Origin of the sequence: Caulobacter sp. BE264 (assembly GCF_031457805.1) — a bacterium.
Taxonomy (GTDB): Bacteria; Pseudomonadota; Alphaproteobacteria; order Caulobacterales; family Caulobacteraceae; genus Caulobacter.
Genome location: NZ_JAVDXI010000004.1, coordinates 1 through 20856, shown reverse-complemented (window position 1 = coordinate 20856; position 20856 = coordinate 1). Strand labels below are relative to the sequence as shown.

At 65.2% G+C, this 20856-nt stretch carries 12 protein-coding genes and 2 tRNA genes; 8 read left to right on the top strand and 6 right to left on the bottom strand.

The window, feature by feature from the left end:
* The first annotated feature begins 30 nt into the window (after positions 1–30).
* A complete protein-coding gene (pdxH, locus tag J2X45_RS10700; RefSeq protein ID WP_310214449.1) occupies positions 31–699 on the top strand; it encodes a pyridoxamine 5'-phosphate oxidase in 669 nt (222 codons plus the stop codon).
* A 15-nt stretch (positions 700–714) separates the two neighbouring features.
* On the opposite strand, the gene J2X45_RS10695 is transcribed toward pdxH, so the two are convergent.
* Positions 715–1335 carry a TetR/AcrR family transcriptional regulator gene (locus tag J2X45_RS10695; RefSeq protein WP_310214447.1) on the bottom strand — a complete coding sequence of 207 codons (621 nt, stop codon included), beginning with the start codon at positions 1333–1335 and terminating at the stop codon, positions 715–717.
* Between the two features lie 143 nt (positions 1336–1478).
* Here J2X45_RS10695 and J2X45_RS10690 point away from each other — a divergent pair, with 143 nt between their 5' ends.
* Positions 1479–2978, top strand: a complete 1500-nt coding sequence (locus J2X45_RS10690; RefSeq protein ID WP_310214444.1) for an AAA family ATPase — start codon at positions 1479–1481, stop codon at positions 2976–2978.
* 239 nt (positions 2979–3217) lie between these two features.
* Here J2X45_RS10690 and J2X45_RS10685 read toward each other — a convergent pair whose 3' ends face one another.
* The gene (locus tag J2X45_RS10685; RefSeq protein WP_310214443.1) at positions 3218–4978 is read right to left on the bottom strand and encodes an ATP-binding protein; all 1761 of its coding nucleotides are present in this window, start codon (positions 4976–4978) and stop codon (positions 3218–3220) included.
* A gap of 237 nt (positions 4979–5215) precedes the next feature.
* Between J2X45_RS10685 and J2X45_RS10680 the strand changes: the two genes are divergently transcribed.
* Positions 5216–8164: a long-chain-fatty-acid--CoA ligase gene (locus tag J2X45_RS10680; protein ID WP_310214441.1), complete on the top strand. Its 2949-nt coding sequence runs from the start codon at positions 5216–5218 to the stop codon at positions 8162–8164.
* Positions 8165–8171: 7 nt separating this feature from the next.
* Here the strand turns inward: J2X45_RS10680 and J2X45_RS10675 are convergent, their stop codons facing one another.
* A complete protein-coding gene (locus J2X45_RS10675; protein ID WP_310214440.1) occupies positions 8172–9065 on the bottom strand; it encodes an MBL fold metallo-hydrolase in 894 nt (297 codons plus the stop codon).
* 183 nt (positions 9066–9248) lie between these two features.
* Here J2X45_RS10675 and J2X45_RS10670 point away from each other — a divergent pair, with 183 nt between their 5' ends.
* Positions 9249–9395: a hypothetical protein gene (locus J2X45_RS10670; RefSeq protein WP_268066882.1), complete on the top strand. Its 147-nt coding sequence runs from the start codon at positions 9249–9251 to the stop codon at positions 9393–9395.
* Here the strand turns inward: J2X45_RS10670 and J2X45_RS10665 are convergent.
* Entirely contained in the window at positions 9392–9808 is a 417-nt protein-coding gene (locus J2X45_RS10665; protein WP_310214436.1) for a TIGR01244 family sulfur transferase, read from the bottom strand. The two genes, J2X45_RS10670 and J2X45_RS10665, sit on opposite strands and share 4 nt — an antisense overlap.
* Before the next feature lie 605 nt (positions 9809–10413).
* Here J2X45_RS10665 and J2X45_RS10660 point away from each other — a divergent pair.
* Positions 10414–13443 (top strand): TonB-dependent receptor, encoded by a 3030-nt coding sequence (locus J2X45_RS10660; protein WP_310214435.1) that lies wholly within the window; start codon positions 10414–10416, stop codon positions 13441–13443.
* 427 nt (positions 13444–13870) lie between these two features.
* Here the strand turns inward: J2X45_RS10660 and sppA are convergent, their stop codons facing one another.
* Complete coding sequence (gene sppA / locus J2X45_RS10655) at positions 13871–15655, bottom strand: signal peptide peptidase SppA (RefSeq protein ID WP_310214434.1); 1785 nt, start codon at positions 15653–15655, stop codon at positions 13871–13873.
* 184 nt (positions 15656–15839) lie between these two features.
* Positions 15840–15916: transfer RNA gene (locus tag J2X45_RS10650), tRNA-Pro, on the bottom strand.
* A 164-nt stretch (positions 15917–16080) separates the two neighbouring features.
* Between J2X45_RS10650 and J2X45_RS10645 the strand changes: the two genes are divergently transcribed.
* From J2X45_RS10645 to J2X45_RS10635, 3 genes are all read left to right on the top strand, one after another.
* Positions 16081–16154, top strand: a tRNA-Gln gene (locus J2X45_RS10645).
* Positions 16155–16249: 95 nt separating this feature from the next.
* Positions 16250–18010 (top strand): site-specific integrase, encoded by a 1761-nt coding sequence (locus J2X45_RS10640; RefSeq protein WP_310214431.1) that lies wholly within the window; start codon positions 16250–16252, stop codon positions 18008–18010.
* Between the two features lie 929 nt (positions 18011–18939).
* Complete coding sequence (locus J2X45_RS10635; protein WP_310214429.1) at positions 18940–20661, top strand: hypothetical protein; 1722 nt, start codon at positions 18940–18942, stop codon at positions 20659–20661.
* Positions 20662–20856: the final 195 nt, after the last annotated feature.

The window sequence follows — 20856 nt, the reverse complement described above, 5'->3', positions numbered from 1 at the left end:
GCGCCGCCGCTTGAGGACTATACCCACCCCATGAGCGCCGACCCGACCCTGATCCCCGCCTCGCCCAGCGAGGACGACTATGTCCGCCAGGTGCGGGAGGCCACGCCGCCGCCGCTGCTCAGCGAGGAGGACCCCTTCGCCCTGTTCGCCGAATGGCTGGAGGAGGCGGGGAAAAAGGAGCCCAACGATCCCAACGCCATGACCGTCTCGACGGTTGACGCCGACGGCATGCCCGACTCGCGCATGGTCCTGCTGAAGGACTTCGACGCGCGGGGCTTTGTTTTCTACACCAACACCCAGAGCGCCAAGGGACGGGCGCTGAACGCCCATCCCAAGGCGGCGCTGCTCTTTCACTGGAAATCGCTGCGCCGTCAGGTGCGGATTCGCGGGACGGTCGAGCCGGTCACTGAGGCCGAGGCCGACGCCTATTTCGCCAGCCGCGCCCGCCACAGCCAGATCGGCGCCTGGGCCAGCGACCAGTCGCAGCCTCTGCCTGATCGCCTGGCGTTGGAGAAGCGCGTCGCCGAGATGGGTCTGAAGTTCGGCCTCGGTAAGGTGCCACGCCCGCCGCACTGGTCGGGGTATCGGATCGTTCCGGTGACGATCGAATTCTGGCGCGACCGGCCCTTCCGCCTGCACGAGCGGCTGGTGTTCGACCGCGCCGAGGGCGGCTGGACGACCAGGCGGCTGTTTCCGTAGGCGGCGGACCGCGCTTCAGCGCGCGCCGTAGCGGGCCAGGAAGGTCTCCACCGCGTCATTGGCGATAGCGCGCACGGGCCGACGAGACTGAACGTCGTCGCCGGCCGACAGGCCCAGCACCAGGGTCACGTGATCCAGCATGCCCATCAGCTGGCCGGCCGCCCACGAGGGCTTCTCGACCCTAAGCTCGCCGGTCTTCACCAGGTCATTGATCACGGCGATCGCCGCGCCGCCCAGTTCGTCGCGGGCGCTTTGCAGGACGTACTCGGCGACGTCCGGGAAGCGACGTCGCTCGGTCGTCACCATCCTGAACAGCGCGCGGGTATCGGGACGCGAAAAGAAGGTGACGTAAGCCGTGGCCAAGCTGGTCAGGCGCGTGCGGGCGTCGCCCTTGACGCGAACAGCCTCGCGCACGGGCGCGGCGACGCCGCTGATCGTCTCCATGACGATCGTCCGGAACAGGTCGGCCTTGCTGGGGAAGTAGGCGTACAGCGTGGCGGTTGAGATCCCGGCCGTTCGCGCCATCACCTCCATGCCCGCGTCCGCGTAGCCTTCGCGCAAGAACATCGCCCGGGCCGAGCCGAGGATCGCCTCACGCTTGTCACCCACTCGCTTCAGACCCACCCCGATCAGCATGCCACAACTCGCGTCAGCCACTCGATGCAATCTAGCCGTGAATTTTACATGAGATCAAGGGAGGCGCGAGAGGACTTGCGGGCGGCTTTGGGCTATGGAGCCCCGGCGCTGCGTTCTGCGCGCGAAGAGATGGGAATGTCGGCGTGATCAAGGACGCGGAAGCGGCGCGCGAACAGGAAGTAGCCGCGTGGTTTGGCGAGCGGGCGGAAAACACGATCGAGACCTCGTGCGCGCGCGTGTTCCTGATCGGCGAGTCGGCGTTCAAGGTGAAGCGTCCGGTCGATTTCGGCTTTCTCGACTATTCGACGCTGGAGCTGCGCCGGTGGGCGCTGGAGCGCGAGCTGACCTTCAACCGCGCCGCCGCGCCGGATATCTACCGGGAAGTGCGCCGCCTGACGCGAGCCGATGACGGCGGCATCGAGATCGACGGCGACGGCGAGATCGTCGAGTACCTGCTGGAAATGCGCCGCTTCGACCAGAACGGCGTGCTGGCCACCCAGCCGTGGGCCATTGACGACGCGCTGGAGGACTCGCTGGGCCGCACCGTGGCGCGCTTCCACGCCGGCGCGGCGCCGCGCCCGCAGGGCGGAGGCGTCTCGGCCCTGGGCTACACGATCCGCTCCAACGCCAACCTGCTGCGGGGTCTGGCGCCGCGCCTGGGCAAGCAGGCCGTCGAGCGCCTGGTGCATGAGACCGATCTGGCGCTGGAGCGCCTGGGGCCCCTGCTCGACGCGCGAGCCGGCGAAGGCTTCGCGCGCCACTGCCATGGCGACCTGCACCTGGGGAACATCCTGATCGAGAACGGTCAGCCGATCCTGTTTGACTGTATCGAGTTCAACGACACCCTGTCGGACATCGACATCCAGTACGACCTGGCCTTCCTGCTGATGGACCTGGATTTCCGACGCCGGCGCGATGCGGCGGGTCGTGTGCTGAACGCTTATCTGGACGAGGCCGCCCGCACCTTCGGCGACGGCCTGTGGACGGGTCTGGCGGCGCTGCCGCTGATGCTGTCGGTCCGCGCCGCCGTGCGCACCCACGTCTGGGCCTACACCGGCGATGACGAGGCCGCGCGCGCCTATCTGCAGACAGCGCTTGAGCACCTGGCGCCCAAGCCGGTCAGCCTGGTGGCGGCCGGCGGGCTGTCGGGCTCGGGCAAGTCGACCTTCTCGCGCGTCTGCGCCCCGGGCCTGGGCTCGGCGCCCGGCGCGGTGGTGCTGCGCACCGACGAGATCCGCAAGCGCCTGTGGGGCGTGCCGTCGCTGCAAAGGCTCCCGCGCGAGGCCTATACCCCGGAGATGAGCGCCAGGGTCTACGACCAGCTCTTCCATGACGCGGAGCTGTGCCTGAAGGCCGGTCGCTCGGCGGTGCTGGACGCGGTGTTCCTCAAGCCCGAGGAGCGCGCCCGCGCCGAGGCCCTGGCCAAGACCTGCGACGTCGCCTTCCTCGGCGTCTGGCTGGAGGCGCCGCCCGAAGTGCTGCGCGCCCGCGTGGCCGCCCGCGTCAACGACGCCTCGGACGCCGACGTGGCCGTGCTGGAGACCCAGCTCACCCGCGACACCGGCGAGATCACCTGGCGCAAGGTGGACACCGTCAGCGCCTTTGAAGACGAGGCCCGCGCGCTGGCCGAGGCGATGGGATAGGGGCGGCGGCGACTGAGCTGACGTTTGGGCCGTCTGGACGGGGTGGAGGCGGGCGTTAGATGCTCCCCCGCGATGCGGGGGAGCTGTCGCGGAGCGACTGAGGGGGCAAGCCGGGCGAGCCCCGCATTAGCCCCCTCCGGCCCTCTGGGCCACCTCCCCCGCATTGCGGGGGAGGATCTGTCCTCTAACGGTCGCGAGCGGCCTTAAACGCCTCTCCACAAACCCGACCCCAAGCCGCCTCAGGCCGCTCGGCGCCCCGCGTTCGGCGGCTCCGGGTTCACAGCCTTCGCGATGGCGGTGATCAGGTCGACCGGCTTGACCGGCTTGCCCAGGTGATCGTCGAAGCCGAGCCCTAAGAAGCGTTCGCGGTCGCCGGACATGGCCGAGGCGGTCAGGGCGATCACCGGCATGGCGGGATTTCCCGTCCGGCCTTCGCGGATGGCCTCCAGGGCCGTAATGCCGTCCATCACCGGCATGTTGATGTCCATCAGCACACAGTCGAACCGGCGCTCGCCCATCGCCTTGAGGGCCTCCTGGCCGTTATCGACCACGGTGAGGGCGACGCCGAGCGGCTCCAGCATGGTGCGGACGACCAGCTGGTTGATGGCGTTGTCCTCGGCCATCAGAACCTGGATCTGCTCGAGGTCCTCCGCGTTCGGTTCGACGTTCTGGGCGAGCGCGATGGGCGCGGCGCAGGCGGGGGCTGTGAACGTAAAGTCAAAGCACGCGCCGCGCTCTGACGGCGCCAGCACCAGATCGCCGCCCATCTGGCGGGCCAGGGCGCGCGCGATCGACAGGCCAAGGCCCGCGCCGCCATGCTCGCGCGAGATCGTCTGGTCGGCCTGGGTGAAACTGTCAAACACCCGCTCGGCGGCGCCGGCCGGCACGCCCGGGCCGGTGTCTGCGACGGTGATCGAGACATGCTGTTTTCCTTCCGCCCCCGACGTCGCCGTGACCCGCAGGCTGACGCCGCCTTCGACGGTGAACTTGATGGCGTTGGAGACGAGATTGGTCACGACCTGACGGATGCGCAGCGGATCGGCGTGGACGCCTGGCGGCAGGTCCGGCGCATAGTCGACGGTCAGGGACAGGTTCTTGAACACCGCCGCGTCGCGCCAGGCGTCGACGACCTCGCCGACCACGTCCTGCAAGGTCATGTCGATCGGCGCCAGCTCGACCTTGCCGGCCTCGACACGCGAGAGGTCCAGGACGTCGTTCAGCAACTGCATCAGGCTGTCGCCGGACTTGATCATCAGCGCGATCTGCTCGCGCTGGACGGGATCGAGCGTTGAGCGTTGCAGCGCGTGCGCCATGCCCAGCAGGCCGTTCATCGGCGTGCGCAGCTCGTGGCTGGTCACGGCGATGAAGGTTGACTTGGCGCGGGTCGCCTCCAGGGCCTTTTCGCGTTCCTCGCGCAGGCCGCGCGTCAGTTCGTCCATCCGCTTGGCCGCCGCGCGGTTCTGGGCCATCACATTCAGAGTGGTCCCGACCAGCAGGACGAGGCCCCAGCGTGCGGTCTGCGCGGCCGGACTGGCGTCGGGCATGAAGAAGATCGGAAAGATCAGGAGGCTCGCCAGGGGGGCCAGTCCGTTCAACACCAGCATCGGCACGGACTGGTGGCGGAAATTCTGGGTGTAAACGATCTGGCCCGCCCAGATGGAAACGGCGGCGATCTTCAGCAGGTCCTGGCCCTCGAACCAAAGCAAGGTCGCCAGCGTCGACCAGCTGATTGTGATCGGTATGGAGGCCCAGACGAACCAGGCCCGCTCACGCGGCGTGCCTGCGCGCCCCTTCCTGAAGCGGCGTGTCGCCAGAAGAGCCAGGCCCTCGCCCATGTAGAGGCTGAGCAGCCACAGGAAGGCGACTTCCGCGCGAAGCACGAACACCATCAGCCCCGCCACGAGGGCGGCGATCACCAAGCGCGAGGCGGTCAGCCGATAGGTGTCGGCTGCGACCTCGTCCAGTCGCTCATCGGACCATGCCTTGGCTAACCAGCCCAAGTCGCCTCACAGGTTTGAATTCAGGGCGCGCGAAGCACGCCCACCGCACGGCGAAATATCGGCCGTCCGCAACCAAAAGTCCCTGAACGACGCCTGCGACCGATGATCGCGCCGTGTCGGCTGATCGACCCACGATCACATTCCTGCTCGCGTGGCGAGCGCGGCGCGTTGCGTGTTGCGCCGCACACCGATAGCCTTGTCTTAACAACGATAAGCAGACGGGAGAGCTGAGGGCCGATGCAGGGGCTGATGCAGCACGGGGCGCTGACCCTCGACAAGATCATCGATCACGCCGCGATGTGGCATGGCGGCCGCGAGGTCGTCAGTCGCTCGGTCGAGGGGCCCATCGTCCGCACGACCTATGGGGCGATCCGTGAGCGGGCCAAGCGGGTTTCCAACGCCCTCCTGGGCATGGGGATCAAGCCGGGCGACCGGGTCGGCACCCTGGCCTGGAACACCGGCCGCCACATGGAGGCCTGGTACGGCATCATGGGCATCGGCGCGGTGTGCCACACGCTGAATCCGCGCCTGTTCCCCGAGCAGATCGCTTGGATCGCCGATCACGCCGGTGATCGGGCCATCTTCACCGACCTGACCTTCCTGCCGATCATCGCCGCGATCCTGCCGCGTCTGCCGCATGTGGAGCACGTGGTCGTCTTCACCGATCGCGCGCACATGCCGGCCGATTTCGCACCGACGGGCGAGGCGCCGCACTTCAAGGGCCTGCTCTGCTACGAGGAGCTGGTCGAACAGCACCACGCCGACTGCGCCTGGGGCGGCTTCGACGAGGGCACGGCCGCGGGCCTTTGCTACACCTCGGGCACGACCGGCGATCCCAAGGGGGTGATGTACTCCCACCGCTCGAACTTCCTGCACACCCTGATCACCCTGCAGCCCGACGTGATGGGCCTGTCGCAGAAGGACGTGATCCTGCCGGTGGTGCCGATGTTCCACGCCAACGCCTGGGGCGTGGCGTTTTCGGCGCCGGGGTCGGGCGCGAAGATCGTGATGCCGGGCGCCAAGATGGACGGCGCCTCGATTTTCGAACTTCTGGACACCGAGGGCGTCACCTTCTCGGCGGCCGTGCCTACGGTCTGGCAGATGCTGTTGCAGCACCTGGAAGCGACGGGCGCCAAGCTGCCCAACCTCAAGAAGGTGGTGATCGGCGGCGCGGCCTGCCCTGAAAGCATCATCCGCGCCTTCCACGACAAGTACGACGTCGAGGTCGTCCATGCCTGGGGCATGACCGAAACCTCGCCGGTCGGGACCCTGTCTGTGCTGACCGACGACCTCGCCAAGCTGCCCTATGACCAGCAGATGGCCTGGCGCCTGAAGCAGGGCCGTCCGCCGCTGGGCGTCGAGATCTGCCTCAAGGACGACGAGGACAAGCGCCTGCCGCACGACGGCAAGGCCTTCGGCCATCTGAAGATCCGCGGCCCGATCATCGCGGCCGAATACTTCCGGGGCGCCGGCGGCAAGATCCTCGACGACGAGGGCTTCTTCGACACCGGCGACGTCGCCACGATCGACGAGCACGGCTTCATGCAGATCACAGACCGCGCCAAGGACGTGGTCAAGTCGGGCGGCGAGTGGATCTCGACCATCGAGATCGAGAACATCGCCGTGGGCCACCCCAAGGTCGCCCTGGCGGCGGTGGTTGGCCAGCCTCATCCCAAGTGGGACGAGCGCCCGGTGCTGCTGGTCAAGCTGAAGGACGGCGAGACCGCCACGCCGCAGGAGTTCATCGACTACCTGCAAGGCAAGATCGCCAAATGGTGGATGCCCGACGACGTGCTGATCGTCGACGACATCCCGCTGGGCGCGACCGGCAAGATCGACAAGAAGCTGATCCGCAAGCGCCTCGCTGACGACGGCTACACCCTGCCGGCCACGCCGCTGCAGCCCAGCCCGCCTGCGCCCAAGCCGACCCTGGCGGCGGCGGACGGAAGCCAGGCGACCAAGATCTATGCGCCCGAGCCGGTCAAGGAGGCCGACCAGCAAGAGGAGACCCAGCCGGCGGGGGAGCCCCTGGCGGCGTCTGAGGCTCCGTCGCCTCAAACGCCGCCCGAAGCCAAGCTGATCGCGGTCGAGCCTGAGGTCGAGGCCAAGGCCCCCGAGGCGTCCCCGCCCGAGGCCAAGCCGCTCTCCGCCGCCGACGCCATCATCGCCGAAGCCGCCGCCATCGCCGCCGCTGGGCCCAAGCCTGCGGACCCGGTGACCGTCGTCGAGGCTAAGGCGCCGGAGGCCAAGCCCGAGCCTGAGGCCCCGCTGCGCCTGCACGAGCCGGACAAGGCCGACGCGCCGAAGTCTCCACCGCAGGCCAAGCCGGTCTCGGCCGAGGCGACGCCTTTCGCCGTGCCGATCACGCCGGGGCGCAAGGCCAAGGCGAAGGCGAAGGGCGAAAAGTCCAAGCCCGGCTGGGCGTCGACCTATCTGGACTTCGCGGTCCTGGTGGCCCTGACCCCGGCGATCCTGGCCGGCGGCGGCGCGCTGGGCGTCAAGCTTGGCCTGATCGACCTGCCGTTCGGCTACAACATGATGACCCTGGACTGGGCGCCCCGCGCGGCCCAGGCCAGCGTCGCGACGGGTCTGATCGGTCTGGTCATCGCCCTGTTCGCCGGCTTCGGACGGTTGTGGAAGGCGGCGCTGCTGGCCCTGCTGATCACCGGGGCGACCTTCGGGGTGATGTTCGGCGCCAAGGCGCTGTTTGGCCAGGCTCCGCCGATCCATGATGTGGCGACCGACTGGAAGACGCCGCTCGGCTTCTCCGATGCGGCGCTGGCGGCGCGGGGTGGGGCTGCGGCCTTGGTCGACGCCGACCCCAGCCTGCCGGTCGGATCAGCCGCCTTTGCGGGTCGCCGCATCGCCGAGATCAACGCCGAGACCTGCCCGGCGGCGCGACCGCTGGTCAGCAGTCGAACCCCGGCCGACGCCTATGAAGCGGCCAAGGCCGCCGTCCTGGCGTCGGGCATGACCCTGATCACCGACGATCCGATGGATGGCCGGCTGGAGGCGACCGCCCGTAGCTTCTGGTACGGCCTGACCGACGATGTCGTGGTGCGGGTGCGCCCGGACGCGGCGGGTTCGCGCTTGGACATGCGTTCCATCGGCCGTGACGCGGGACCAGACCTTGGCCGCAACTGCGACCGGATCGGCGCTCTGCTGACGGCGATCAAGGGGGGCTGAAGCTCCGTCAGGCGAGCCGGTACTCGGCGTCGAGGCTGGCCTCGCCGGCCGTGGCCACGCGGCCCTCGCGGACCAGCTGGATCATGTGGGCCAGCACGGACAGGGCCGCCGCCGGATGCAGGCGCGGATCGACCGCCGCATAGAGGCTGGGCACCATCGCCTTGATGGTTGTGAGACCCGCGCCAAGGGCTTCCAGGATTTGAGCCTCGCGCGCCCGGCGGTGGGCGACATAGGCGTCGATGAACGGCGTCACCTCGCGCACGGGCGCGCCGTGCGTCGGCCAAAGCGTGTCGAAGCCTCGCGCCCGCACCTTGGCCAGGCTGGCGAAGTAGTCACCCATGTCCCCGTCGGGCGGGGTGATCACCGTGGTCGACCAGCCCATGATGTGGTCGCCGCAGAAGAGGGCGTTCTCCTCGCGCAGCGCAAAGCACAGGTGGTTGGAGGTGTGACCCGGGGTGGCCACCGTCTCCAGCGTCCAACCCGGTCCTGTCAGCGCCTGCCCATCGGCCAGCACGACGTCTGGCCGGAAGCGCGCGTCAGCGCCTTCTTCCAGACCCGGCGCGGCCGCCTCGCCGTGATCGGCCGGCGCGGGCAGGCCGTAGACCTTCGCGCCGAACGCCTGCGCCAGCGGGTGGGCGAGGGGGCTGTGGTCCAGGTGGTGGTGGGTGACCAGCACGTGCGTGACGCGCTCGCCGACCAGCGCGGCCTTCAGCGCCTCGAAGTGCTCGGGCAGGTCGGGACCCGGATCGATCACCGCCACCTCGCCCTGGCCGACGATATAGACGCCGGTGCCGGTGAAGGTGAACGGCCCCGGATTTCGGGCGATCACCCGCCGGATCAGGGGGCTGACCTGGTCGCAGCGGCCGTATTCGAACTCGAGCTCGCGGACGAAAGGAATCATCGGATCGCTCCTCAGCTAGAGCCTCGCGCGTCAAAACGGAATCGTTTTGACGCGATAACGAGGCTCTAAATCAAACACTTAGAGCGTGACTTGCGCCGAAACCGGTTCCCACTTTCGGCGTCACGCTCTAGGACGGCGCCGGTCTTGCGCTGCGGCTCTCCAGTACCCGAGGGAGAACCGGCCATGGCGGCGGACGCGGCGATTTTTGTGTCAAAACGGCTTCAGCGCGCAGCCTTCGCCATCCTGTGTATCATCCTGGCCCAGTTCGTCCTCGCCAGCTGCGAGGCCGAACCGACGCCGATGGCGGCACGCGAGTCCGCCGCGTTCTAGAAGATCTCGACCGGCAGAACGCCAGAGAGGTCGTAGCCCGCTTGGCGGCCCTGGGCGATCAGGGTCTCGCGATCCGCGCCCGCCAGGGCCTGGCCGACCGACCAGGTCACGATCGATCGGGTGCCCGAGCGACAGAAGGCCAGCACCGGACCGCCCGCGGCGTCGAACGCCGCGCGCATGATCTCGACCTGCTCGGGGGTCGGCCCCCCGCGCACCGGCACGTGCAGATAGTCCATCCCCGCAGCCCGCGCCGCCGCCTCGACGCTGGCGCTGGACGGCTGGCTGGGATCCTCGCCGTCGGGCCGATTGTTGATCACCAGCACGAACCCCTGCGCGGCGGCGCGCGCCATGTCGGCCGGATCGACCTGCGGGCTGACGGACAGAGATTCGGTGACGTATCGGAAGTCGCTCATACGGGTCTGAGTCTCAGGAACGCGCGGCGCGATTTCGCCGCCCGATATCTTCGCGAGGGCGCAGCGCCTACGCAATGGGCGTTGGCCGTCTCCCCCTGCTCAAGCATCAGGCTTTCAAGCAAGAACATTGCTCTTTCGGGGGTTAAAAATAAAACAGATTTATGAAAATCGTGACCTTCCAAGCAAGGAATTGGCAGAAGTCAAGGTGTGCGAGCCCGTGGCTTGCGCGTCGATCTTCGAAAAAACGATCGGGCGAACACCGTTTTCAAAGCCGCAAATAGCCGAGAAAAAACAACCTGCTGGTTGCGTCGCCGCGCCAGATTCGACGCTAGCGCATCCAGATTAAGCAATGATTTTCCGAAAAGTGTCCCGCCTGTGGCGATTTTGCGACAGGGGGGTGCGGATAATGATTACTTTTTTGCAATCACAATTGACCCTCGCCCGACGCACCCCCTAACGTCGGTGCAACCGGAAGAGTTTGTTCCGGGACACAAGTGATTGCGTGGTGGGGCTACAGCGGGTTTCGGCTCGAATTCGGACAAGACGCTAGAGGGGCTTCTTGTTCGTCTTACCGCTGCCAGCGCGTTCAGAGGGGACTAAACAGCATGAATTCGACCAAAAGCAGCGCGCGCGCGCGCCTGCTCTCCAAAGGTGCTAGCCGCCTGGCTCTCGGCGTGGCGCTCAGCGTCGTCGTCGCCGGCTCGGCCTTCGCGCAGTCGCAAGGCGCGCTGCGCGTCACGATCACGGGTTCGAGCGGCCAGCCGGTCGCCGGCGCGACCGTGGTCATCAAGTCGCCGGACAGCCTGGTGAGCCGCACGGCCACCACCGACGCTGAAGGTAAGGTTCGCGTCAGCGGTCTTGACCCGGCCACCAACTACTCGGTCTCGATCGTGTCGTCGGGCTACAAGGACTTCAGCGCCAGCAACGTCGCCGTCTCGGCTGGTAAGGACCTGTCGGTCGGCTACGCCCTGGCTTCGGACGAGAACGCCGTTGAGCAGATCGTCGTCACCGGCCGTTCGCTGGCCGCCGTCGACGTGACCTCGGCCACTGTCGGCACCACCCTGACGCTCGGCGTTGTGGAATCGCTGCCCACCGGCCGTAACTATCAAAGCTACCTGCAGCTGGTTCCGGGCGTGAAGCCCTCGAGCGGCGGCAACCCGGCCTCGCGTTCGGGCGTCAACTATTCGGACGTCGGCGGCACGATCGGTCAGTCGACCGACAACGTCTACTACCTGGACGGCGTCAACGTCACCGACCCGCTGACCGGCACCTTCGGTTCGAACTTCAACTCGGAAATCATCCAGGAACAGCAAGTCACGGTCGGCGGTCTGCCGGCTGAATCGGCCGGCGGTTCGGGCCTGGTGTCGCGCGTCGTCACCAAGTCGGGTTCGAACGAGTGGCACGGCTCGATCAACTACTACCTGCAGAACGACAAGCTGGTCGCCAAGGACAAGCACTCGACCTCGGGCGGCTTCAAGACCTACGACACCGCTTTCACCCTCGGCGGCCCGATCATCAAGGACAAGCTGTGGGTCTTCGGTTCGTACCAGAAGAAGCACCGTTCGGACGAAGTGCTGGATCCGACGACGGGCGCGGTTCGTCGTAACGTCACCAACGACGCCAAGTACGCCTTCTTCAAGACCACCTGGCAGATCACCGACAACGACCGTCTGACCGGTACGTTCTTCAACGACCCGACCGAGATCAGCGGTTCGCGCTCGGCCTCGACGCTGAATAACCGTGACTCGGCGACCAAGCAGGGCGGCGACAACTACAAGATCGACTACAGCCGCACCTGGGGCGACCTGCTGATCAACGCCTACTACTACAACCACAAGGCCGAGCTGACGACGCTGGCCGCTGACCAGTCCATCCGCAACACGGTCACCTTCCGTGGCGCGGGTTCGACCCAGGCTCAGCGCGAGCTGGGCGGCGCCGGCGCTAACAGCGAAACGCACCGCAACTCGGAAGAGTGGGGCGCCAAGCTCGAATACTACCTCGACACCGACTTCGGCAGCCACACCTTCAAGGGCGGCTACTCGATGACGGACAACATCTACAAGCGTAACGCGACCGTCCCGGGTAACGCGACCTACACCTCGATCGCTTCGGCGTTCTCGGGCCGCACCTACCTTGACTACACGACCGCCTCGTCGGGCTGGACCTCGCGTCCGTTCGCCTCGACCGACATCCCGCGCATCCAGGCGGCGATGGCGGCAAGCGCCAACGCGTCGTATTTCCGCGGTCTGCTGGACACCAACAGCGACGGCACGATCTCGGCCGCCGAAGTCAACGCGCTGACCTTCACCAGCACCGCCGGCAACCCGGGCGGTCAGATCAACGCCTACCGCGCCCTGCGTACGGTGGACGCGCCTTACTCGATCAAGAGCGAAGGCCAGACCGCCTACATCCAGGACACCTGGACGCTGAACCAGCTGACGCTCACCGCCGGCCTGCGCGCCGAAAAGTGGAGCCACTTCAGCTCGGCCGGCGACAAGCTGTTCACGTTCGACTGGGAACTGGCCCCGCGCGTCAGCGTCGTCTACGACGTCAAGGGCGACGGCCGCAGCAAGGTCTATGCGTTCTACGGCCGTTACTATGACCCGATCCGTTCGGACATGGCCAACTTCGCCGGTAACCTGACCGGCCCGGTCACCGAAGAGCAGATCTATATCGGCAACCAGTGGTTGACCTTCCGTACCCGCGGCGGCGCCGTGGTTCCGGACTCGGTCTTCGGCCCGGCGACCAAGACGCCCTACACCGACGAATTCATGGTCGGTGGCTCGACCACGATCGGTTCGAGCATCGGCGTGTCGACCTCGCTGACCCGTCGCGTCACGAAGGACATCTTCGAAGACTACGATCTGGCCATCTACTCGGATCCGAACTGCACCGTGGCCACCTGCGCGGCCCTCGGCCACGCTTCGCCGGGCACGGCGTTCTACCTGCCGTACTCGTACTTCGGCTTCTCGTCGGCTCCGAACGCGAACTACGTTCTGGGCACCCTGGCGGGCGGCAAGCGCGAATACACGGGCTTCGAACTGTCGGTCACCAAGTACAAGACCGGCAACTGGCAAGGCCAAGCCTCGTACACCCGCAACTGGGCCGAGGGTAACACCAACTCGGACGGCAACGCCGACTTCCAGGGCGACTGGATCGCCATCGATCCGCGCGCGCCGAACATGTGGGGCCCGCAAGCTGGTAACATCAAGCACCAGTTCAAGGCCTACGGCTCGTATGACTTCGACTTCGGTCTGCAAGTCTCGGGCGTGTTCAACTGGAACAGCGGTTCGCTGTTCACCCCGGCTGACCCGGTCTCGGGTCGTTACTTCGCGCCGCAAGACGCCGCCTACACCTACGCAGGCGTGACCGACACCTACACCACGGCAGGTACGGTCGGCAGCGAGAAGAACCCGTCTTACTACACGTTCGACATGCGCCTGCGTTACCAGCACGAAGTGCCGGGCCTGGGCGGCAAGGTCGAGTTCTTCCTCGACGCGTTCAACATCCTGAACAAGCAGTCGACGACGAGCGTGCAGAAGCTGCTGGCTGGCGACGGCACCTACGCCTTCAAGCAAGCCAACGGTTGGGTTGAACCCCGCCGCTTCTACCTGGGCGCCCGCTACTCGTTCTAATCGAACGAGCAGACCGCTCTGAAGTTGAGCGCCGGTGCGAAAGCACCGGCGCTTTTCTTTTGGCTGGTCCGGCCGTCAGCTTTCCGCGGCGGACGTCGTACCCTTCTCCCCTTGCGGGAGAAGGTGTCGGCCGAAGGCTGACGGATGAGGGGTCTCTCGCGAGCTTTGTCGGGTCGGGCTTTCAACCCCTCATCCGACCTGCTTCGCAGGCCACCTTCTCCCGCAAGGGGAGAAGGGACGAGGTCGGCACGGGGGGGCGGCGACTGCCGAGTGTCCGACGTGTCGTCGCGGGCTTTCAAGGGCCCACCGAAGCGGCCTTTTTCCGGAGCATCTGCGGGTTATTGGAGCCATCACCGCCGCCCCGCCGCCCACGAAAAAGCCGCCCGGGTCGCCCCGGGCGGCTTCGTCGTTGCGCGGCGTCTAAGTTCTACCGCACCGGCATGTCGGCCAGCACCGAGGCGCCGCCGGGGGCGGAGCGGAGGCGGGCCTTGGCCATCTCGTCGAGGATCGCCTGCGAGCGCGGGTCGCCCAGCACCCAGGCGGCGGCCGCCAGGGTCTTGGCCGAGGTCTCCGACACGCCGAGGAACTTCTCGAACGCTTCGAACGGCGACTTGCCGCTGTCCATGTGCTTGATGCGGATGTCGCCCTTGACCTTGGCCAGGGCCTTGGCCTTCTCGACGGCCTCGTAGTAGCCGCCCAGATCGTCGACGAGGCCCAGCTGCTTGGCCTGCTCGCCGGTCCAGACGCGACCCTTGGCGATCTCGCGGACCTTGGCGGGCGGCAGGTTGCGACCCTCGGCCACGCGGGTGATGAAGCCGGCGTAGATCCGGTCCATCCAGCCGGCGAACTTGGCGCGCTGCTCGGGCGTGAAGCCCTCGGCCGAACCGAAGGCCTGCGAATAGGCTCCGCCCACGTGCAGGTCCTTGGTGTCGACGCCGAAGCGGGCCAGGGCGTCGCCGATGGCGAACTTGCCGCCATAGACGCCGATCGAACCGGTCAGGGTCGAGGGCTGGGCGATGATCGAGTCGGCCTGGCTGGAGATCCAGTAGCCGCCTGAGGCCGCATAGGTCCCCATGCTGACCACGACCGGCTTTCCAGCCTTCTTGGCCCCTTCCAGGGCCGCCAGGATCTGCTCCGAGGCGGTGTCGGAGCCGCCGGGCGAGGAGACGCGGAAGACGATCGCCTTGACGTCCTTGTCCTCGGTGGCGTTGCGGAAGGCCTGGGCCACGTCGTCGGAATAGACATTGCTGTCGCCGCCGAACGGCGAACCGCCGCCGTCCGTGCCCGTGACGATCGCCCCTTCGGCGCCGATCACCGCGATCGCCGGGCCGCCCTTGACCGCCGGCGGCTTCGAGCGCGAGGCGTAGTCTTCGAAGTCCACGAGCTTGGCGCCCTTGCCGGCCTTCTCCAGAGCGAAGGTCTGGATGTCGCTGACCTGACCGACCTTGTCGATCAGGCCCTTGGCCTGGGCCTCCTGGGCGATGTAGGGGCCGTTCTCCAGCGTCTTGAGCAGCTTGGCCGGATCCTGCTTGCGATCGGCGGCGGCGCTGGTCAGGGCGGTGCGATAGACCGAGCCCATCCACGACAGGGTCGATTCCCGGTGGGCGGGCGTATAGTCGCTGTAGAGATAGGGATTGACGGCGTTCTTGTACTCATAGCGCTGCTCGTACTCGGCCTTGACGCCGTACTTGTCGAAGAAGCGCTTGAAGAACATCGACTCCGAGGCGATGCCGACCGCCTGGAAGCTGCTGTCGGGCTGCATCCAGAACTCGCTGGTCGCCGCGCCCAGCATGTAGGTCGAGGTGACCATGCCCGAGGGGTAGAGACCCTGGCTGTGGGCGTAGATCGGCTTCTTGCCGACCTCGCGGAAGTGCTTGAAGGCCAGGCGCAGCTCGTCGGCGGCGGCCGGGGCGACGCCGCCCTCGGGCAGGCGCACCAGGATGGCCTTGACCTTGTCATCCTTCTCGGCGCGCCGCAGGGTTTCGATCACCGAGATCACCGAGCCGCTGCTGGAGCCGAAGGCGGCGAACGGGCTCTTGGGCTCCTGGTCCGAGAGACCGTTGCGCAGGTCCAGCTGCAGGACGGCGTGCGCGGGCACGGGGGCGGGACGCGCGGCGCCGGCCGCCATCGCGATCAACAGGAAAGGCACGCCAACCAGGAACAACAGAAGGCCGACGAACACGCCGGCGACGGTCAGGAAGAACTGCTTCATCGGAGGTCCTGTTTGCGAACCGCCGACAAGCTAACCGGTGTTCGGGTTGCAACCAAATGAAGAGCGCGCAACGTGGGGGAGCTTTTCTTGCGCTCAACACCACGCACGCCGGCCAGCGCCGCTTTCGCGGCGCAGAGCGCTTTGATTTTCTGTGATTTTCCCGCTTCTGGTCAGCGGGGAGAAGTGGTCGGAGTGGCAGGATTTGAACCTGCGACCCCTGCGTCCCGAACGCAGTGCTCTACCAGACTGAGCCACACTCCGACTTGGAGGCCGGCCTTATAGGGGGGTGTTCCGGAGGGCGCAAGCGCCTTTTTTCAGGTTGTTTGGAAGCGCCGAAAAAAGTTCTGAAAAGGCCGTTGCATCCGTCCGAGTCGTGAGCTATCTCCACCGCCTCGCCGGGCCCCGAGGGGTCTCGCCGTTCCTGCTGGGGAATGGTGTAATGGTAACACTGCGGTTTTTGGTACCGTCATTCTAGGTTCGAGTCCTAGTTCCCCAGCCATCTCCTCCTTAACCTGTTGTAGACGTTGAAACCCTTACAGCGTAAGGGTTTCCGGAGCTGTATCTGCTACGGACGCCTGCTACGGAATGCGGTTTATGCAGAACGTCTGCACGCGCGGTAAGGGGCGCACATTTTACGTCAAGAAGGACATCCCTTCCGACGTCCGCCACGCGTTTGGCGGAAAGGCGCAGGTCTGGCGATCCCTCGGCACGGCTAGTAAAGCCGAAGCCCTGCCCAAAGCGGCCGCGATCTTGGCCGAACTTGACGCGCGGATTGCTGCCGCGCGTGCTCCGGCTGCTGTTTCAGCATCCCCCGAGGCGGAAGTTCCGAGCGTGCCCACTGTGCTGCCGGCTAAGCCTAATGTGCGGCGTGAACAGCTTCTTGAAGCGATCGAGGCTTGGAGGAACGCGACCATCGACGCGGCCCAGGACGCATTTTTCAACGGCGTCGCCGAAACCTTCGAAGATTTCAGCTTAGAGGATATGGCGACCTCGACGCGTCATAGTCGCCTTCAGGCTGGGCAATGGTCCGCGATCGAAGGCTTCGATGAGCATCTAGTCGATGCCCTTGGTTCGCGGGGTATCGCCCTACCGGTGAGCCATCCTGCTCTTGTTCACCTACGAGGTGCCTTCGGTTCCGCATGGTGCGATGTCGAGACCTTTATGCGCAGGTTCCGGCGTGGCGAATTCGACAGCTGGCCAGAGGACGCTGACGATGCCCCTCAGATTGCTCTACGCGCCCCTGCAGGTGTTGTTTCGCTCCCAGGTGCCCCTAATGAGTTGTTGACCCTTGGCGAGCTTGCCGAGCGCTATATTGTCTCGAAGCGCCCGTCCAACGCGACGGCAGTGCGGAGTTATGTGCGCCGTTTGAACGAAGCGCTTGATACGCCTCACGTGCATCAGGTGACGCCGGCGCAGATGGACGCCTTCGCGGTAGACCTGCGGCGCTTTCCAATTATCAAGCGCCCAGCACTCGACAAGCTGTCGTTCCGAAAAGTGCTGGACTGGCAGGCGCGGAATCCTAGCGCCCGCCTGCTGTCTAAGAAGACCCAGTGGAAGTGGTTTCTCGTCTACAAGAAGCTGTTCGACTATGCCGTTAGCGTCGGAGTGGTCGCCGCGAACCCCGTCACGCCTGTCATGCCCAAGGCTAAGGGCGAGGAGGAGGAGCGGCTGGCCTACGACGCCGACGACATCGCGCTGATTTTCTCGCAGCCCATGTTCCTGGGTTGTGCTCGGACGCACAACAGCGCCGGTCAACTTTGGGGCTATCGCGATGAGCTGGGCAGCTTGTTGCTGAAAGATGCGTACTACTGGCTCCCGATCCTTGGCCTATGGACGGGGTGCCGCCTTGAGGAACTGGCTGCCGCCAAAGCTGCCGATGTGAAGCTGGATGCCGAGGGTACGTGGTTCCTCGATCTTACGGGTCGCAAGCTCAAGAACCGTCAGTCGCAGCGACCTGTGCCAATCCACAAGGCGTTGATCGAGCTTGGCTTCGTGAAATACGCCCTGGATGTGCAGCGGCGCGGTGAAGTCTACCTGTTTCCCGAACTGCCTCACGATCCGGCTGAGGTTTTGTCGTCGTCCCGAACCTTCACCAAGTGGTGGGGCGTGTGGTGCGAACGCAATGGTGGGGAGGGGAGCGGCGGCATCAACGACCCGAACAAGACCTTCCATTCGTTCCGGCACTCGTTCAAGCGGGCCTGCCGGGATGCCGGATTGGGCGAGGAAATCCACGATCTCCTGACCGGGCATAAAGGAATGTCCGTTGGACGTGGTTATGGCCAGGGAGCTGGGCTTAAGATTCTGGCCGAAGCTATGGAGCGCGTCGCGTATCCGAGTTTCCCGGCACTGCCTTGATCTTTGGAAGCAGCGCGTGCTTTGGTGCGAGCACGACAGGATGGAAAGTTCCGCCTGTTAAGTATAATCTGAAATGATGATGCGAGTTTGCCGATGCTCCACTACGAAGCATCTGAATATATTCAAGGTTAACGATTATTTTCTGTTGCCAAAAGAATTTAAGGCGTATTATGGTTTGGGTCTTAATCGGGTGTGTCTCGATGACTTGATCTGGGCTGGTTAGCCGCTCCACGCAAAGGGTTCGATCCCCTTTCAGATTTCCAACGAACTGACCGACGGGGAATTCTCGTCGATCCGAGTAGGTCGCCGCAGTGGCCTTTCTCGCGGAATTTCCCAGTGTTCGTCGGGAGCAACTGCGAATGGAAGTTCTCATTTATGACCACGCGGCCGAGTTTTTCCCGGCCATATGCGCGCTAGAGGTCGAAGAGCATCTGAGCGGCGGGTACAATCTCGCCGAACAGCACCCCCCAAGTGGCCAAGTGGCTGGAAGAGTAAGGCGTCTCGGTTACTCTGCGCTTCGACAACTAAGTTTACGATGGCTCTAGCGGCCATCAAAACGGCTGGCTCTACCCAACGCGTTTTACTGTGTCTTCGATAATCCAGCGGACGGGGAAGCGTTTGCTGAGAAAATTGGGCCCCTCAATGATTTCGCGGTGGGTTAGTATTGCCTGACAGGTCTACTAGTAGCAGGTGTCATGAGATTCTCGATACCTGCTGCTGCAGGCTGAAGCTCTGCGGCCTTTTGCGTCGCGGTGGAGGCGCATCTATCTATCATCGCGACGCGTCGCAGTGATCTGTGCTGGGAGGCTTCGGCGCTCCTGGGTATCGTAACCCACCAGCATTCCTAGCAGCCCTTCGGGGTGGTTAGCGCGGGCAGACCCCGTGTTCATCAGCGACCTGCAAGGCGGGCCGCACCTAGGAATGCGACTTTGAGCAATAACCAAAATCACATCGCTATCGTTGAGGCCGCCACGGCTGCGGACGAACTCAACGGCCGCCTCAACCCCATTCGCGACACCGTTCTGGCTTTGGATCGAGACATCCAAGACCATGCCAAGGCCACCAAAAGGCTCAGCGGCCAAAAGACCAAGACGACCAATGAAACGGTCGCGGCGGTGGCGTTGCTGGCGAATGATTTCTCCAAGCCCGGACACCGTGCGGCGCTTTTGGCGGCCGTCGCGCAGGCAGGCATTCAGCGCGCCTTCCGTGAAGGGGATGATGAAAACGCCTCCTTCATGCTGCTTGCGACCCACCTCACGCACCCCACGGAGACGGTGACTGGCCCGGTTGGGCCGGTTCCCAAGCCTGTCGCCAACCGGTTGTTTGAGAAGCACACGCCGGCGGTCACGCAACTTCGCCATCTGATGACTGGGCCTATGGCACCTCAGTCAGGACAACCCATTACGGTCGAATACCTCGTTGAACTCATTGAAAACTACGTCGATCCGATCACAAGGGCGAAGGGCCTAACGGGCCTAGCTGACAGTCATCGTCAGGCCCTGCGCGACACCGAGCAGGAAGTCGAAGAGGTTGTTGCCGAGGCCTCGATCTTGGCCGGTGTCGAACAGGCCGTGACAAGTCAGGCCACTGTGATGGCCATTCCGGTCAGCGACCTGCCTGGCAGTGTGCCGATGACTGGTCGCGTCATCCAGCTCGTCGGGATTGTGGAGGGGGACGACATCGTCATCCGCGTGGCGCCGAGCCAGGATCTCGCGGCTCTCCACGCCAGCATCCCGACCTCGAACGGATCTGGCGCGCCGCTTGAGGTCAGGCAGGTCGCCGAAATGCTGTGTCTCGGCCAACTTGTGCCGGAGGGGCTGAGCGAGATTCCCGTTGATCCCACGGCCAGCAAGACGGACAACTCCAAGGGGAAGGTTCCCGCCAAGCGCCAGTTCATTCTCGTTGACGGCGTATGGACGATTACCCAAGCGCGCCAAGAAAGCCCGAACTTGGTCATCGAAGTGGTCCCTAATGGTGGCAGCGTCATTACGCCGGGCTATCCAGCGTTCATGAACTCGGGAATGCGTGCGAACGCGGACTTGTATTTCGCACCCGCGCATCTGCGTGAGCGCTTCAAGAGGCCCAGCGCGATCACCACGCCGGACAACGTCTTCGCCCTGGAGTTTGGTGTGCGAGATGGCGTGAAGGCAAAGACCGTCGCGATCAGTCTTCCGCCGATGACCGCCTTTGGTCAGGGGCGACGGGAAATGGCTGCGCACTTGCTGAACAAGGACCTGTTTAAGCCCTCGGGAACATGCGTGGTCAGTCAGTTGGAAGAGCTATCGACCAAGTTCGTGCGACCCCACTTGTCGAAGGCCATCGGCAAGGTCGCGACGGTGAAAGTCGAAATGGGCGGGTCGATCAAAGTGGGTTCCGCACCTGCCTATGACCTGGGTGGCGCGACGGATGGCACCGGCACGATTCAGGTTTCGGCCGAGAACCTGATCAAAGCGTTGACCGCTATCTTGGCCCTCAAGCCGAACGACCTGATTTTTGCGCTCGACCCTATGGGGCTGCTCGAAATCAAGTTCGGCACGGATGTGAACAGCTATCGCGTGTTCCTTCCGAGCGCTGATCGCAAGGGCGACATCATCGTGACGAACCACGGCGGTCGCCTGCTTCGCATCACCCGCGACAACTTCTCGGCCTAAGCGCCCGCCGACCCTTTCCCCGAAATAGTGGGGAAAGGGTCTGGTCCCTTCGGAAAATCATTATGAGCAACCAACCCCTCGGGCTGAACCGCGCCCAATATGTGTTTCGGCTTGCAAAAGTGACCCCCATCTCGGGGATATCGGCGTCCAAAAATGACCCCCTGTCCTTGAGGCTTTGATGGCCAGATCGGCGGC